The sequence below is a fragment of the Emcibacter nanhaiensis genome, assembly GCF_006385175.1.
GTDB classification, from domain to species: Bacteria; Pseudomonadota; Alphaproteobacteria; order Sphingomonadales; family Emcibacteraceae; genus Emcibacter; species Emcibacter nanhaiensis.
Window position 1 is genome coordinate 765,005 of sequence record NZ_VFIY01000018.1, and the last position, 17,237, is coordinate 782,241.

Annotated in this window: 12 protein-coding genes; 8 read left to right on the forward strand and 4 right to left on the reverse strand. The window is 51.1% G+C overall.

Translation table 11 applies throughout. The annotated features are described in order from the left end of the window. Positions 1-11 precede the first annotated feature (11 nt). From FIV46_RS17740 to FIV46_RS18155, 4 genes are all read left to right on the forward strand, one after another. Positions 12-989 carry a dipeptide epimerase gene (locus tag FIV46_RS17740; protein WP_139942252.1) on the forward strand — a complete coding sequence of 326 codons (978 nt, stop codon included), beginning with the start codon at positions 12-14 and terminating at the stop codon, positions 987-989. Positions 990-1,192: 203 nt separating this feature from the next. Then, positions 1,193-2,341, forward strand: a complete 1,149-nt coding sequence (locus tag FIV46_RS17745) for a DUF819 family protein (protein ID WP_139942253.1) — start codon at positions 1,193-1,195, stop codon at positions 2,339-2,341. A gap of 14 nt (positions 2,342-2,355) precedes the next feature. Continuing rightward, positions 2,356-3,939, forward strand: coding sequence for a serine hydrolase (locus FIV46_RS17750; RefSeq protein ID WP_139942254.1), 1,584 nt, complete (start codon positions 2,356-2,358; stop codon positions 3,937-3,939). A gap of 798 nt (positions 3,940-4,737) precedes the next feature. Next, a complete protein-coding gene (locus tag FIV46_RS18155) occupies positions 4,738-5,124 on the forward strand; it encodes a hypothetical protein (protein ID WP_181163299.1) in 387 nt (128 codons plus the stop codon). Between the two features lie 254 nt (positions 5,125-5,378). On the opposite strand, the gene FIV46_RS17760 is transcribed toward FIV46_RS18155, so the two are convergent. Further along, positions 5,379-7,319, reverse strand: coding sequence for a PAS domain-containing sensor histidine kinase (locus FIV46_RS17760; protein ID WP_139942256.1), 1,941 nt, complete (start codon positions 7,317-7,319; stop codon positions 5,379-5,381). Positions 7,320-8,311: 992 nt separating this feature from the next. Between FIV46_RS17760 and FIV46_RS17765 the strand changes: the two genes are divergently transcribed. From FIV46_RS17765 to FIV46_RS17780, 4 genes are all read left to right on the forward strand, one after another. Continuing rightward, positions 8,312-9,577, forward strand: coding sequence for an amino acid aminotransferase (locus FIV46_RS17765; RefSeq protein WP_219846187.1), 1,266 nt, complete (start codon positions 8,312-8,314; stop codon positions 9,575-9,577). Between the two features lie 128 nt (positions 9,578-9,705). Then, positions 9,706-11,949, forward strand: a complete 2,244-nt coding sequence (locus tag FIV46_RS17770; RefSeq protein WP_139942257.1) for a TonB-dependent receptor — start codon at positions 9,706-9,708, stop codon at positions 11,947-11,949. A gap of 69 nt (positions 11,950-12,018) precedes the next feature. Then, positions 12,019-13,038 (forward strand): DUF1028 domain-containing protein, encoded by a 1,020-nt coding sequence (locus FIV46_RS17775; protein WP_139940897.1) that lies wholly within the window; start codon positions 12,019-12,021, stop codon positions 13,036-13,038. A 2-nt stretch (positions 13,039-13,040) separates the two neighbouring features. Further along, positions 13,041-14,360, forward strand: coding sequence for a M20/M25/M40 family metallo-hydrolase (locus FIV46_RS17780; protein ID WP_219846080.1), 1,320 nt, complete (start codon positions 13,041-13,043; stop codon positions 14,358-14,360). Between the two features lie 54 nt (positions 14,361-14,414). On the opposite strand, the gene FIV46_RS17785 is transcribed toward FIV46_RS17780, so the two are convergent. The 3 genes from FIV46_RS17785 to FIV46_RS17795 all read right to left on the reverse strand — a co-directional run. Next, positions 14,415-14,807: a RidA family protein gene (locus FIV46_RS17785; protein ID WP_139940898.1), complete on the reverse strand. Its 393-nt coding sequence runs from the start codon at positions 14,805-14,807 to the stop codon at positions 14,415-14,417. A gap of 21 nt (positions 14,808-14,828) precedes the next feature. Then, complete coding sequence (locus FIV46_RS17790; protein ID WP_139940899.1) at positions 14,829-15,947, reverse strand: hypothetical protein; 1,119 nt, start codon at positions 15,945-15,947, stop codon at positions 14,829-14,831. A gap of 38 nt (positions 15,948-15,985) precedes the next feature. Further along, a partial coding sequence (locus tag FIV46_RS17795) for a D-amino acid dehydrogenase (protein ID WP_139941545.1) occupies positions 15,986-17,237 on the reverse strand: 1,252 nt, incomplete at its 5' end.

Consider the following 17,237-nt stretch of genomic DNA (forward strand, 5'->3'; position numbering starts at 1 on the left):
AGAGAGCAGTTATGAAATTGAATATTGAAAAAATCTCCTTTCCCCTCAAAATGCCGCTTGTCATTACAGGGTATGTTTTTACCGCCGCTGATACCGTGCGGGTCACTCTTGAAGACAACGGGGTGACCGCCTGGGGCGAAGGGATGGGCGTCTATTACACCAATGATTTGACGGACGGCATCGTCAGCCAGTTGGAAGCGATTGCGGGCCGTATCGAGGCAGGCCTCACCAGGGCCGAACTGCAGGAGCTGCTGCCGCCCGGTGGGGCGAGGAATGCCCTGGACTGCGCGCTCTGGGACCTTGACGCCAAGAAAAGCGGCAAGAGCATCTGGCAGCTGCTCGGCATGACGCCGAAGGCACTGACTACTGTGTGCACGATCGGCATCGATACGCCGGGGAAAATGGCGGAAGCCGCAAAAAATCTTGCGGCTTATCCTCATCTCAAAATTAAACTGAGCGGTGACGACCCGATCGGGAAGCTTGAGGCGATCCGGGCCGCGCGTCCGGACGCCGCCCTGATCATCGACGTCAACCAGGGCTGGACCTTTGACGAACTTAAAGAATATATCCCGCAGGCGGAGAGGCTCGGGGTTGATATGATTGAGCAGCCCCTGAAGCGGGGCGGAGATGCGGAACTTGAAGGGTTCACATCCGTGGTGCCGCTCGGCGCTGATGAATCCTGCCTCAGTCTCGAGGAATATGAAACGGCCAAACGGCGCTATGATGCCATAAACATCAAACTGGATAAATGCGGCGGTCTGACCGAAGGTCTGGAGATTGTCCGCCGCGCGCAGCAGGACGGTAAAGGGCTGATGATCGGCAATATGGTCGGGACCTCCCTTTCCATGGCGCCCTCCTATGTGATCGGCCAGTTTTGCCGTTTTGTCGACATTGATGGGCCGTTGTTTCTGAAGCATGACGTAGAAAACGCATTGAATTACGGGGATGGAGGAGTCGTAGACATTCCCGATGCAGCGCTATGGGGGTAATAAATTTACAAAACATCAAGCCACAGGAAAAAAGAAACAATAGTGGAATCAAAGAATAGAAATATGGAGAAACATATTTTCGTCGATCTGAGTACCAGAATATTCCGGTCTGGCTCTATTTCTACCGGAATCTTTATTGGTTTCAATTGGTTCGGCAAAAACTCCGGCGGCGTTCTAGTTAGTCTTTCTTTGTGAGATTTAATATGTTTGATCAAAGCCTTATATCTCCTGTTTCTAACCTTCTTCTTCTTGGGGGGCTTTGCCTTTCCGCTGCCTTCGGCCTATGGGTTGACACAACGCGCATCGGTCGCAATGTTTCCGGCGCGGCGGGCATCCTTACCCTGTCTATGGCGCTCTCCAACCTTGGTGTGATGCCGAGGGCGGCGGAAGTTTACGGCGTGGTCTGGGGTTATCTGGTGCCGCTTTCCATTCCGCTGCTACTGCTCAAGGCTGACCTGCGCCGGATCCTTGCTGAAACACAGGGTATGCTGGGGGCCTTTATCCTCGGGACCATCGGGACCACCATAGGGGTCGTGTTCGGTTTCTTTTTGTTACCGCTGGGGGAGGAAGCCGCAAAACTCGCGGGAGTATTTAGCGCTACTTATATTGGTGGCTCGATGAATATGGCGGCGGTGACCCAAGCCGTGAACCTGACCCCCGACCTGGCAGCGGCAAGCATAGCAGCGGACAATGTGATCGGGGTGATTTATCTTTCTCTGCTAGCACTAATGCCGTCTCTGCTGTTTATGCGCCGTTTTTTCCGGGAGGAAGCGGTTGAGGAAATTGCGACGACCGACGGCGGAGGGGCAGCAGAGAAGCCGAAGCTTCCCGAAATTGATCTCAGCCATATAGGTCTCGCCCTCGGTCTCGCTTTTGTCATCTGTGCGACGGGGGAATTCCTGGCAGGCCTAGTCGGCCTTTCCGGCTACAGTATAATGTTTGTCACCGGTCTCACGCTTCTGGTGGCCAATCTATTTCCGCACCGGCTTACACATCTCAAGGGCGATTACGAGGTTGGCCTGCTGTTCATGTATATCTTTTTTGCAACAATAGGCCTCAGCGCAGATATCGCGGCACTTCTCGACAAAGCTGTTGTCGTCGCCCTTTATGCTAGCGTGATTGTCGCCTTCCATGCGGTCGTGATTTTTGTTGGTAGCCGTTCTTTTGGCTTGCCGTTGATGGAGGTGGTGATCGCCTCCAATGCTTGTGCCTCCGGTCCAGCGAGTGCCGCGGCTTTGGCGGCCGGCAAAGGTAGGGTGGATCTAGTTGGTCCCGGCGTCCTGTTAGGGGTTTTTGGTTACGCCGTAGCCAATTTTATCGGGCTATCGCTTGCAGTCTTGTTCGGTTCATAGGGGAGGAGAAGGAAATGATCAGCGTCAAAAATATGCAGAAAAGACTTCTGCTTTGCTTGTTTTATAGCGTCACTTTACTGGCCGTCGGTACGGTTCATTCTGAAGAAAGGGGTATGACGCCTGCGGAGGTGGATGCGCTAATAGAACTGGCCATGGAAAAATTCCAGGTACCTGGTGTATCCTTCGGCCTGATCAAGGACGGTAAAATTATCATATCTAAAGGATATGGAGTTCTGGAGGTTGGGAAGAAGGCGAGAGTGGACGATGAAACCCTCTTTGCGATAGCCTCGAATAGCAAAGCGTTTACGGCTGCATCCCTTGCCATACTGGTGGACGAGAAAAAACTCAACTGGGACGATAAAGTCACGGACTATATCCCTACATTTCAAATGTATGATCCTTGGGTCACCAGGGAGTTCAAGATACGGGATCTGCTTGTGCACAACAGCGGGCTAGGACTCGGAGCCGGCGACCTGATGTTCTGGCCGTCTTCAGGTTTCAGCAGGAAAGAGATAGTCCATGGGCTGCGGTATCTGAAACCCATTTCCAGCTTTCGGTCTGAATATGCTTATGACAATCTGATGTATATCTTGGCTGGCGAAGTGGTCGAAGCCATATCTGGCGTTCCATACGAGAGATTCGTTGAAACCCGTATCCTGAAGCCTCTTGACATGAAGAATTGTGCAGCGGACCGAGTTCGGCTCAAGGGATACAAAAATATTGCGGAACCACATGTTCTCTCGGAGAGGAAATTGGTCCGGACCAAAAGAATAGAGAAGCCCTATGAGAAAGCCGTTTCTGCAGCGGCAGGCGGCATCCTGTGCAGCACCAAGAGCATGCTGAAATGGGTAAATATGCATTTGCATAACGGAAAATTGCCTAACGGTACAACTCTACTCAGCCAAGAGCAGCATGAGATCATGATTGCACCCCACACTCCTATGTCGGTGCCAAAGGAGTTCCGGGAAAAGTTCCAGTCCAACTTCAAGGCTTACGGACTTGGGTTTCGTGTACAGGACATCAATGGACATAAGTGGGTAGCCCATACGGGCGGCCTTCAGGGCATGGTTTCTTATGTCAATATGATCCCGGATATTGACTTGGGTTTTGTAATGTTCACGAACCAACATTCCGGTGCCTTTCTGAGTGCTGTTGCCAACACTCTGCTGGAAGCATATACCTCTGAGAGATCCACCGACTGGATTACCTATTATGAGGCAAAACGAAAAGAGCAAGTTGCTGAGGCCGCAAAGTTGGTTCCCGTTCTTGAGGACTCGGCTTACTCTCCGGAGCAGCTATTGGATTATTACATCGGAACTTATCGAGATCCTTGGTTCGGCAAAGTGACAATAAGTGAAAAGAACGGTGGGCTATATTTCGCGTCTGAGAAATCAGAACGGCTGAGGGGTAGGATGTTGCCCTACAAAGAAGACTTGTTCATTGTCTATTGGGATGAACGTGAACTGGAGGCGGATGCTTATGTGAAGTTTGAGAGGAGCTTTAATCGCACGCTCAGTGGATTTGTCATGAAAGCCGTCTCGCCGCTCACTGATTTCAGCTTCGATTTTCAGGATCTCGACTTTCGCTTGGTCGAATAAATCTCGTCATGTGTTGAAAACCTGATAACCCGTCCTATCAGAATGACTTTCAATGTATAGGAAACAGTTGTGTCCAGGCTCTAACATCGTTTGCCTGCTATAATGACACAGGAAATTTTAGTGATCCTATGTGGTGTGTCCGTTTTCATAGAGGTTTAGACCGTTCCTGTCTTTTTTGATGGCTCTGATCTTTGGGTGTATCATTTCCAGTTTTTCAAATAACTGGCTGAACACGCAGACCCGAAGCTCTAAAATCGCTTCTTTCCAAGGATGATACAAGGCGACTTTGCTATTGACTATTCCTACGTGACTACTCTGGATGCTTTTGTCAGAAACGGAGGCAACCGGCCTGCTTGTGTTTGCTGCAGTGGGGCCCGCATGTGATGTGGCTGGTTTGCTGGCGCAGATTGAGCGTCCGGGAGAACGCGCTTCAGCTTGTCCTTCATGTTGCCTGTGGTTGGAGCCGTCGGACTGATCCTGTTAGTGCCGCTTTTCAGGGGGTTTTATGAGCAGCTTTTAATGTAACCCGAGGGCTTATGAATGCTACAATTTTGAATTTTTATCCCACTCTTTGAATAACTGCCGCAGCTGCCTAGAAAATGAGCTGAATCCCTCAGGGAACGCCTTCTTTATGGGGGAAGTACTTTATAAGTTGCTAACTGAAAAGCGTCCACATATATATGTTGGTGTTGGATCCCGCTATCCAACCAACAAAAGGCGCCTTTCATTTTGCCAGCTGCCCGTCTTCAAAGAAAGGTAGACTTTTTTTGGTCTGTCTCAAGGTGACGTTTCGGTCCTTTGTTGAATTTTACCGGCTTAGGCTTTGCGATGCACGTTTTTGCGCATGACCCGTATTTTCTGTTTAATTTCTTCTCGCATTTCCAGGATTTCGGTCCCACGTCCCAGCCAGACATCTTCCGGCGTCTGATTGTTCAAATTTTCGTGATACATCCTTATATTATGTTGGGTGATAAGTTCGCGGATCAGGCTTCTGATCTCGCCGGGCAGATGACAATTTTCCAACAGGATACGGCTATTGAGCAACCAACTCCGACATCTGATATTATTGGCCGACACACATTGGACTTGTCTCAAAAAAGTAGACAAACCCAACTCTATTTTGAGTTGAATTCAGCAAACAACAGGTTCGAAAAATCGACGCAAAACCAATGCCCCGATGAATAACTGAAAAACGGTCTATCTTATTGATAAACGCGTTTTCTCTACAAATGTCGACCTAGCAATCTGGATACCTATCAGCTGCCGATTGGTCCACATTAATAGAAGTCAGGTTTAGATTTCAAGCACACCTCCTCGGATGTGGTATAGTCTCGCAAGCTACATCAATTTGACAACTACAATATAAATCAATAGCGTGTTTTCTACTGAACCAAGACTCCTGTTTCCTGCAATGTCGCCACATGAATCTGCACCCCAAATCAACTCAAGTTCACATCGGCCGATGTGTAAGCGATGGATACATCATCGTAGGGAACCTGAATTCTCACTTCGGTCCCCTTCCCGATCTCGCTATCAACAACCAATATTCCCCCATGCATCTCAACCAGATGCTTGCACAGCGGCAATCCAAGGCCAACTCCTTCATGACTGCGTGATTGGGCGGGCTCCACCTGCCCAAAGGGAAGTAGAGCCAATTCAACATGCTCCCGGCTCATGCCAATCCCCTTATCCCGGATATTAAACACAAGGCATCCGGAGGAATCACTGGTCAGAAGAAGGGAAACATAGCCGCCATCAAGGGAGAATTTGATGGCATTGGACAGGAGATTGGACAAAATTTGCCGAACGGCTACCTCATCTATGCAAACCTCGTCAATCTGTTCTGGGTTTTCAACAGCGAGTTTTATGCCTCTGGCCGCGGCCATAGGAGCAAATTTATCATATTTATCCTGAAGGATTCTTCCGAGACGGACATGTGCCGGCGCAATTTCATATTTCCCGGTCTCAAGCTGGGAAATTTCCAGAACATTGTTAACAAGGTCAAGAAGCTTTTCGCCACTGCTATGAATGTCCTGGATGTACTCCATATATTTTTCATGCCCCAGACTGCCAAAATATTCTTCGATGATCATTTCAGAATATCCGATGATCGCATTCAGGGGCGTATGCAACTCATGGCTCATATTGGCGAGAAAATCATTTTTTACTCGGCTGAGTTCCAGCGCCTGCCTCATCAGTTCATCCTGTCGCTGCTTGCATTTCTTTTGTTCGGTAATATCGGTTCTGACCGACACATAGTGAGTTGGTGTAGCGGAATTTTCATCCAGAAAGGGAACGATTGTTGAATACACCCAATAATCTCTTCCCGTCTTGTTCAGATTACAGATTTCCCCTTGCCACACTTCCCCCGAGGAAATGCACTTCCAAATCTCTCCATAAAATCCCGGGTTGTGTTTTCCAGATTTGAGAATGCGGTGATTTCGCCCCATTAATTCTGAGGCGGAATATCCGGAAGTATCGCAGAACTTTTGGTTCACAAATATAATATTACCAGACGTATCCGTGATCGAAACCAGGGCATGATAGTCGAGAGTCCTTTCCAGATTCTTCATATAATTTTCTACCAGCGATAATTTTTCTCTGGCATCCGCGTACTTGACTTCCATTTCGGTCTCGCGGGTTTTTTCCCGAACAGTCCCCGACACGGCTTTCACGTGCCCCCTGACACCGATCTCAGGCCCCCCTTTGATTTCTATATGTTTGCCGCCGCCTCCCAGACCGTTTATGGAAAAAGCGTGAACAAAGGGTTTGCCTTTTCCAAATGCCTCGTGAATGCTGTTTTCGAGTTCCCGCCAATCAGCTTCACCGAGAAGTCCACTGATATTTTCCTTGGTAGGATTAAATTCCTGTGCAAGAACTTGGTGAATTTCATATACTTCGGGTGACCAGTACACCTTCCTCGCATTTTTTTCCAGACGCCAGAAACCTACCCCAGCACCCTCCCCCGACTTCTGCAACCCCTGACGGAGAACTTCTATTGCCGGCACGTTGGCACCGACTTTTACTAAATACTTCTGCCCTCTCAGCGCAAAACTGAAGCTTTGCCATTGAACTGAAATTACAACTCCATCCTGATTTTTCTGTTCTGACACCTTCTCTTCAGGAGTGCCGCCCAAAAGCTGATTCTTTACACTCACGACTTCCTCAGCAGTCAGGTTGGGCAAAACTTCCTTCTCCGGTTCACTGGGCGGATCGGAGTATTTTGCGGAAAAAGTATCTGTGTAGCGCGGATTGGAGGCAAGAAGATTACCATCAATATCCGTCAAAACCAGAAATTTATACTCGATAACATAATATCCAAAGAAATCCTTCAGGACTGGAAAAAATACATTGCACTTGATACTCTCCACACTAGACACTTAATACTCTCCACGCTAGAATTCCGCCTACAGTACCAGACCAACAGCGTCTGCAGTGCGGATGTTATCTGCCTGAGTTGAGACGCCCATATCTTCTACCTAAATAGCCCTACTCGGTTCCTTCGACTGATTTTTTGGGGATATTTTGAGAAACGGACTTTTGCAGCTGTTCTTGGCACATAAATAAACCAGCATCGGAGAACAATTGAGCTAAAGCATGGAACGGTAAAACAAGACAAAGTACAACCGCATCCCCTTAAGTCCGCTTTCCAAATAGCCGTTATATTAAACTTGGGCTCTATCAACGCCCCCCTCGACTACTTAAATTTTTAATAAAGATTAAACCAACACCGAAATTATTCGCCATATCTCGTAGCTACGATTTGTTGAATATTTTCTACGGAATCACGCGAACACCTTCCCCAGGCAGGCATCTCTGCCATACATTCCTCGCGCTCTGGCTAGCAACTTTGACAATCAACATCAAAGAACCAATGGAGCGTAGCAGGGCTAATCTGTAAGATATTGTCAGGCTCAAGCTTAGAAGTCGCCAATTTTTGAGAATATAGCCGAAGCATTGTGATAGGCTCATATCCTAGGCAAGAATTGATCGGGAACTATCAATCTGGATCGATTCTTCAACGCATTTTCACGGTTCAATTCCCGTCGCGCCTTCCTGTGTTGCAGAAAAACCAATACTAGCTGAACATTTTTATGGAGCTTTTTATATCGTTTGCCACATTAGAGATGTGAAGGGCATGCTTGTCGGCACCAAATGCAACCTATCGAGTACCTACTCCCAAAAAGGAATTTGACTACCAGTTATTAATGAATATGATATCATTTTTATATTTATACTACGTTCACCAGTAAAACGGTGAAAGAATCGCTCTCACAGCTCTTTCACACTTTAGCGGCGCTACACGGGTTTCAGCCCTCATTGCCTGCGAGAATACCGAGAACAGCGACACGTAAAATCAAGGCTACTTATTATGACCATCTTTACCTACTCGCATCCTTTTTATAATATGAGAAACTATATTTCACAGAGATACAAATCACCGATATTCTCGTCTCTGTCTGTACTACCCACAGACCCGATACTGGGGCTAGCGACTCTCTATGAAGCTGATCAGAAGGTCGAAAAGGTTGACCTGGGGGTCGGCGTGTATCGACAAGCTGATGGCCGGACCCCAATCATGGAGGCGGTCCAAGAAGCCTACATTCGCCTCGCTCAACAGGAAGCCAGCAAATCCTATATTTCACACGCCGGTTGGCCCGGCTTTACCAGGGCGTGTAGGAATCTGGCACTTGGCACCGATCTTTCCAATCAACTGGAAGGAAAGCTGTCGGTCCTGCAGACGCCCGGCGGATGCGGCGCCCTGCGGTTGGGTTTTGATCTGATCGCGACTAGCACTCCCGGCGCCACAGTATGGGTCAGCAATCCAACCTGGGCCAATCATGTGCCGATCCTGGAAGCAGCCGGGCTACACGCACAGAGCTATAACTATTATTGCCCCAAAACTGGACAGGTGGACACCACTGCCATGCTGCAGTCCCTTGAGCAGGCCGAAGCAGGCGACATTGTCCTGCTCCATGCCTGCTGCCACAATCCCACGGGTGCTGACATTCCAGCCGAAGCCTGGGAGGCGTTGATCTCCCTCATCGAACAGAAAGGCCTGCTACCGTTTATTGACATGGCCTATCAGGGTTTTGGCGACGGCCTCGAAGAGGATGCTGGTCTGACACGCAAGCTTTTTGCCAGCCTTCCCGAAGTCCTGCTGTCCTATTCATGCTCTAAAAACTTCGGCCTTTACCGGGAACGCGTGGGCGCCCTGATCATCAAATCCCCCACTGTTAAACAGGCAGAAGCTGTCGAATCCAACATGGCTAGAATTGCGCGGCAGAGTTACTCCATGCCGCCAGCTCACGGCGCCGCCCTTGTAACAACGGTACTTGAGGACCAGACCCTGCGCACATCTTGGCAAAGGGAACTTGATGAGATGCGTTCCCGCATTACTTTTCTTCGCAAAGACCTGGACACCGCTCTTGCCCATTATGGAACCAACGACGGTCTTGGAAACATCACCGGACAAAACGGCATGTTCTCCCGTTTGAACTTATCCGAAGACCAGGTTTCTGTTTTGCAACGCAGTTACTCAATCTACATGCCAGCCAATGGCCGGATCAACGTTGCCGGCCTAAACCGTGAAAATATACCTTATGTCGCCAGAGCGCTGACATCTGTATCCGGTTGACAGCGCCTCCAGAAACACATGTTACAGCGTTAAAAACGTCTGGACAGAAAAGGAGGTTAGATTTTCTGAAGATATTTAAATCTGATGTCATTTTTATATAATAACCACTGTCCTTAGGGAGTAAAATCATGAAGGAAAAACGCCTACACCTCTCAACTGCTATTTTATGGTCTCTGTCAATTTCCACAGCCCTGTCGTGCTCGACGGCACTGGCCGATATAAACACTTCGGACAATGTCGCTACTGAGCTGGAAGAGATTGTGGTGACCGCAACGAAAAAATCCACGTCCTTGCAGGATGTCGCCATGAGTATCTCGGCTATCGGAACTCAGGAACTAGACAGGATGGGTGCTCAGGGCTTTGAGGATTTTGCCACAGCGGTTCCCAGTCTTTCCTTCGGCTACGGTGGCGCCGGCGATGGACGCAACGCCCGCAGCTTTGCCATTCGCGGCATTTCCGGCAGCAATACAACCGGCTTTTATGTTAACGAAACCCCGATCCCCAACCGGGTTGACCCCCGTCTGGTGGATGTAAAAAGGATCGAGGTGCTTCGCGGCCCGCAGGGGACTTTGTATGGCGCCAGTTCCATGGGGGGAACGGTTCGGATCATCACCAACAAGCCCGACAGCACGCAATTTGAGGGCCTGCTGAACGCAACCCTCTCGAATACAAACCAGGGTGGCTGGAATTATAAACTTGAAGGGGTCGGCAACTTCCCCCTGAAAGAAGACAAGGTTGCCCTCAGGATCGCCGGCTATGTCGAAGATGAATCCGGCGTATTCGACCAGGTCTTCCCCAACAACGCAAACCCCTCCGTTATGAACCGGGTGGAAAATGTCGACAATAAACTAATCAAGGGCATTCAGGCATCGCTCGGATTAACACCTAATGACGACCTGGAAATCATTGTCAAGGCCGCCGTTCAGGACACCAGCTCCGATGGAGCGTCCTGGTCCAGTGAACTGGGGCAATATGATCAGGTCAAAACCTATACTATTCCCGAATTTCTCGACGATGAATGGACCCACCTTTCCCTGACCGCGGAGTATGACCTTGGTTGGACGAGCCTGACTTCAATAACCTCTTATTTTGATCAGGACTATAATGAAAATGAGGAGTTCTCCGACCAGATTGGGGCCTTCTTTGGCGGTTTTGTCTACCCGACTGAGATCAATCAGGCCATCAACCTGAAAAAATGGACCCAGGAAATACGACTTGCTTCTTCGCTGGACGGACCTTTCAATTTCATTATCGGCGGATACTACAACAACGCGAAGCAAAACAGTTTCTCCGAAGCGCTGCCCGAAGGTTTCAACGCCGGTTTCGCTGACTATATCGGCCTCCCGGGCGTGGACATCTTCGGCACCGATCTCATCTACAGAGGAACTTCCAGGGCGAAGTCACGGGAGGTCGCCCTGTTTGGCGAGCTTTATGTGGATATCACCGATGACCTGACCGTCACCGTAGGCGGGCGCTGGTTCGATGTCTCCATTGATCTTTATTCCCTGAGCGAAGGCATCGCGGCGGATTTGTCAGGCGCCGTCACCGAAGGAACCACTACGGAACAGGGGTTCAACCCGAAGTTTCTCGTAGAATACCGGATAAGTGATGATGTCCTGCTTTACGCCACTGCCGCAAAGGGTTACCGGCTCGGCGGCATCTCCAGCTTTATTCCGGACTTCTGCGGCGCGGAAGTAGCCGCGCCCTCCTCTGCCTATGATTCAGATTCCTTATGGAACTACGAAGCTGGCGCCAAGACAAGCTGGGCAGATAACAGGGTCAAGGTGAACGGTGCCCTTTACCAGATCGACTGGCAGGATATTCAGCTCTCCGAGAGTTTCACCTGTGGCTTCGGTCGTGTTGTAAATGGCGGCAAGGCGAGAAGCCGCGGCTTTGAACTTGAGCTTTCCGCGCTGATCACGTCCGGCCTGCAACTCTCAGCGGGGATCGGCTATGCCGATGCAAAATTCACTTCACATGTGCCCGGCACTGTCCCGGTGCCCGGCGACCGCCTGCGCCACACACCGAAATGGACGGCCAATGTTGCGCTCGACTATAGCTTCGACGTTTCATTTGCCGACGAGGCTTATATCGGCATCAACTATACTTACACGGGCGAAAGTTTTTCCAAATACCAGAACGACCCGACTTTCACCCCTGAGAGTGCCGTTCGGGATGCCTATAGTCTGGCTCATGCAAGGCTTGGCGCCAGGTTTGGGGAATGGGATATCGCCCTTTTTGTCCGTAATCTGTTCGACAAGCAGGCGAACCTGTCCGAGGTTATTTCCCTTGGTGCGGAAGTCCCCGGCCTAGAGAGATATGCCACCAACCGGCCCCGTACTATCGGTTTGAACGTAAAAGGCGCATTCTAATTGTAAAAGCCCACCGGTTGAGGAGCCAGTCCTCCTCAACCGGTTAAACACCCTAAGGAGACATCAGCCATGAAACACATCCTCCACCAAACTATTCTCATCAAGCTGACCATATTGGCTGCTTTCTTTTCATGGTCGCCCGTCCTTGCTCAAGAGGCGCATCTCAACCGGCCGCTTCGACCGACCAACACCTTCTCAATCATCGCCCGTGATCCAGAAAGCGGGGAACTTGGCGCCGCCGTCCAGACGCACTGGTTCGCCGTCGGGGTACGTGTCATCAGGACGGAACCCGGTGTCGGAGTGGTAGCCACCCAATCCTTTACCGATCCGTCCTATGCACCGCTCGGGCTCGAGATGATGAAGGCCGGAAAGACAGCGCCCCAGGCCCTCAAGGGCCTTCTTGCCGCTGACAGCAATGCCTCGGTACGTCAGGTCGCCATGCTGGATGCCAGTGGCAACGTAGCGTCTCATACCGGAAGCAAAAACATTCAGAATGCCTGCAACATCTCTGGCGAGAATTACTCCGTTCAGGCAAACATGATGAAAAACTCGACTGTTTGTTCCGCCATGGCGCAGGCTTTCGAAGCCACTTCCGGCGAGCTTGCCGATCGCATGTACGCGGCCCTTGAGGCGGCCCAAAAAGAAGGGGGCGACATCCGGGGACGACAATCCGCGTCCCTCCAGGTGGTAAAAGGCGATAAAGGCGTACCCCTCTGGCAGGGCTGGGTATACAGCCTTCGGGTTGATGACCACAAAACACCGCTCAAGGAACTCGGACGCCTTCTTTCGGTCGCAAAGACCTACCGGCTTCTCAATGAGGGAGACAGGTATGTAGTGGAAGGGCGCATCGAGGAAGGGCTTGAGGCCTACCGAACAGCCGAAAAAATGGACCCGGGCAACCATGAAGCTCTTTTCTGGCATGCGGTAACCCTGGCAGAACTTAACAGGGTTGAGGAGAGCCTGCCGCTGTTCCGGAAAGCCTTCAGGCTATGGCCTGACTGGAAGGAGATGGTGACCAGGCTTCCAAAGGCGGGCTTACTGCCCGAAGACCCGAAAATCCTTGCCCAAATCCTGGAACAGGGGAACTGAAAATGACCGGGTTTCGATCTTTCTTTGTCGCTTTTGTGTTCTTCCTCCCGGCTTTTGCGGCCAACTGCGCCGAAGACCTGCAGGAGAAAGACCAGGTCCTCAGCTATATTGATCGTCATTTTGAAGAACAAATCAGTTTTCTGGAAAAAGTCGTCAATATCAACAGCGGCACCCGCAATATTTCCGGGGTAAGAAAAGTGGGAGAGGAGTTTGCCGCTGAATTCGAAAAACTCGGGTTTAAGAATTTCTGGATAAAAATGCCATTCGAAATGAAGCGGGCCGGCCATCTTTATTCCCAACGGGAAGGAGAAGACGGACCGCATATTCTGCTGATCGGCCATCTGGATACAGTCTTTTCAAAGGACAGCGATTTCCAGAAATTCACCCATCAGGGGAACCACATCACCGGTCCGGGTGTAGTTGACATGAAAGGCGGCGACGTTGTCATGCTCTATGCTCTCAAAGCCCTTCACGCCTGCGGCATACTGGATGGAAAATCCATAAAAATATTTTTGACCGGCGATGAAGAAAATGTGGGTCCCCCCCTCTCTCTCAGTCGTCGGGAGCTTATTGACGCCGCAAAACAATCCGACATGGCGCTCAGCTTTGAATCGGGACAGCAGGACCAGGCCGTGATCGCCCGGCGCGGAGCAAGCCTGTGGTCCCTGGGAGTGTCCGCCAAACGGGCGCATTCCAGCACAATTTTCTCCGAAGATTCCGGTGACGGCGCCATATATGAAACCGCCAGGATCCTGAAAAAATTTCATAAATTCGCCCAAAACATGCCAAACCTGACTCTGAACCCGGCAGTGATTGCCGGCGGGACATCAGCGGGATTTGATGCCGGATCCGCGACCTGGACGTCGGCCGGTAAAGACAACATCATTCCGCAGGTTGTCGAGAGCCGGGGCGATCTCAGATTCATCTCCCGTGAGCAGCTGGATGACGCCCGGGCGGAAATGCGGAAAATTATTGAAGAAAATTTGCCTCATACATCGGCCGAAATCACCTTTACCGATCTTTACCCGGCCATGTCGATTACACCAGAAAACAAGCGACTTCTTGGAGTTCTTGACGAGGTGAGCCAGGAACTGGGGTACGGGCCGGTCGGACCGAACCAGCCGGGTGACCGGGGAGCAGGTGATATCTCCTTTGTCGCGCCTCATGTGGCCTCCATCGATGCACTGGGCCCCTGGGGAGGAGGTTCTCATACCACCCAGGAGTGGCTCGATACTGAAGGTTTCAGAAAGGCAACAAAGCGTACCGCGCTGCTTCTCTATCAGATCTTTCAGTCACACCAACGTCATCCCGACGGCTCATAGCCGTCGGGCCCTGTAATTTTGAAAGAAATTGCATTCCCTTCTCCTCCCTTCGCCTCAAACGCGGTCAAGATAGGCGACCGCTTCAATCTCAATAAGAGCGCCGGGAACCATCAGCTCGGAACAAACCGTAGAACGCGTCGGAGGACAATCGGCGAAAAACTCGCTGTAGACCGCATTAAACGCCCTGAAGTCTTCCCGCCGCACCAGCCAGACCGTGACCTTGACCACATCCTCGAGACCTGCGCCAGCCGCCTTGAGCACAGCTTCCATATTTCCAAGGCACTGTCGCGTCTGGGCCGAAATATCATCTTCGGCGAAACTTCCATCCGCGCGAAAGGGCAAAACGCCGGATAGATACAGATTGTTTCCCGCCTTTATGGCCGGCGACAGAGGAACAACGGTGCCATCAGCCAGTACCGGCGGCCGCCCTAGTCTTTCAATAGTCATTAAAACAAACTCCTGTAAGTTTTACTGATCGATATGATCGGAATTGTGAACCTGCAACGTGGCCGGCCGGAATATTTTTCGCACCCCCACGGTCATGACCGGCACCAGGTAAAAAGCGATGAAGCCGTATGTGAGCAAACCGTATCCCTGGGCGATCAGGGAAATGATCCCCACCTTTGCCGCAACGAATACCGCCGCGGCAGTGACAACCACTGCGATGGCGGGCCGGAAACTTTTTGGCATGGTTCTTTGTTGTTCCTGCAGGGTATGATCAATCCGCTCGTTCAGCATGTGAATGAGGGCTGTTCCGGTTTCAATAAACGTCCCGAAGATGACAATCTGAAAAAAGATACTGAACCAGGGGGCGTCAAGAACATCCAGGATATACTTCAGGGGAACCGCCACGCCGTTGATTTGTGGATAGAATCCCACCATCACCACATAGAGGAAAAACGCTGGCAAAATAGCCAGGGGACCGCCCAGAAATCCTGCCGTGAAAGCCTCGCGCCGACTGCCAAGATGGCCAAGGGCGAAAAGAATGGCCGGAATGGCGGCGATATTATAGGTCGCATATTTAAACCCGTCCTCAAACCACTCCCCAGTCTCGCTGACAGCAGTGAAATTTTCGACAATACGATCCTGGAAGATCATGGCTCCCCACAAGATCAGGACACCGTAAGCCACATATAATACGATCGCCCAACTGGCCATCACTTTTTCGATGACATCGCTTTTCTGGAACGCGAGGACGGCAATGGCGGCCATCAGACCGATGCTGCCGTATAGTTCATTGATTCCGAAGTTTTCCGCAAAAATATTGCCGGAGGCCGAACCCAGCACCGCAAGCACCAGAAACGCCAACAGAAAGAAGGGGATTTCATATAAAAACCAGAAACGGCCGAGCAAAACCTTGAAAAATGACCTGTAGTCGAATGAACCGGTAAGGCGAGCCAGTTCAAAGGTCAGCATCAGGACAATGCTCCAAATTGCTGAGGTTACCAGAAGGCCCCACAACCCGCCCAAGGGACCGTTGGACAGGAAAAACTCCACCAGTTCACGTCCGGTGGCATAGCCGCCACCGATGACCACCGACTGAAAGACCAGTCCCGGTATCAGATAATGATAAAATACTCTTCTCACCTGGCGCCCTCCTGGCTAGTAAATGATTTTGCCGATCTCTAAAATCGGCCCGGCCTGTACGCCTGGCTGTCTATCTCCGGCTCCTGCCCGGTCATGATGTCTGCCAGAAGACGGGCGGATCCCGCCGCCATGGTCCAGCCCAGATGCCCGTGTCCGGCATTGATAAACAGATTTTCAGCACCAAGCCTGCCAATCAGAGGGACACCATCCGGAGAAACAGGTCTGAACCCGGTCCAGGCCTCACCAGTCTTGTCCTGCAAATTATCCAGCAAGGAAGGATAAACCCTGGCAATTACATCCCGCAGGTTGTCCACCCTCCCCTTTGACAGGGTCCGGTCAAACCCGGCAAACTCAGCTGTGCCGGCAATCCTGAACCGCTTGCCGAGGGGCACCAGGGCGGCATGAAGTTCATCATCCACCACCGGGATACGGGGCATATCTTTAACACCATCTCCGGCAAACGTCAGGGAGTAGCCCTTGACGGGCTGTATGGGGACACGCGCACGGATTTTCCCGAGCAAACCACTTGAGTAACATCCCGCAGCCAGCACAAAAAGATCTGCCTGATGTATCGCGCTTCCGCAACAGACTGCACTTATCCTGCCATTCTGTTGCTCCAAGGAGGTGACCGCGGAATTGAAATGATAGCGCACACCGCGTTGCTTCGTCTCCGCCATTAACGCCTGGCAGAATTTATGTGCATCCCCGCTTTCGTCATCAGGGAAATATACGCCTCCGGCGATCCGGTCGATACCTTGCGCCAGCATGGGTTCCAGTTTGGCAATCTGGGCAGGCGTCATGGGCTTAAATTTCAACCCTTGCGCCGCAAGCGGCGCGAGTTGAACCAACTTTTTGGCAAATATAACTTCATCGGAAAAAAGCTTGAGTGTACCGCTCGGCATAAAGTCGTAGGAGATATCAGATTCCCGGCGGATCTCCTTCATCATCTGCACCGAGTAATGGGACAGCATGAAGTTATTCAGGGTATTGCGGTGAAAAATCGCCGGACTACTGTTTCGCAGAAATCCTATTCCCCATCCGATCATTCCAGGCAGGGCTCTGGGTCGGATCAGCAACGGGCTGTCCTCCTGTCCCATGGTCAGGAGCATTTCCCGCCATGATCCCGGCGCATTCCATGGATCGGACATACTTGGGGTCAGGATGCCGCCATTGGCAAAGCTGGTTTCCATACCCGCCGTTGCCTGCTGCTCCAGAACAGTGACCTCCAGACCCGCTTTACTCAGGTAATAGGCCGTCGAGACCCCCTGAAGACCGGCCCCAATTACAACT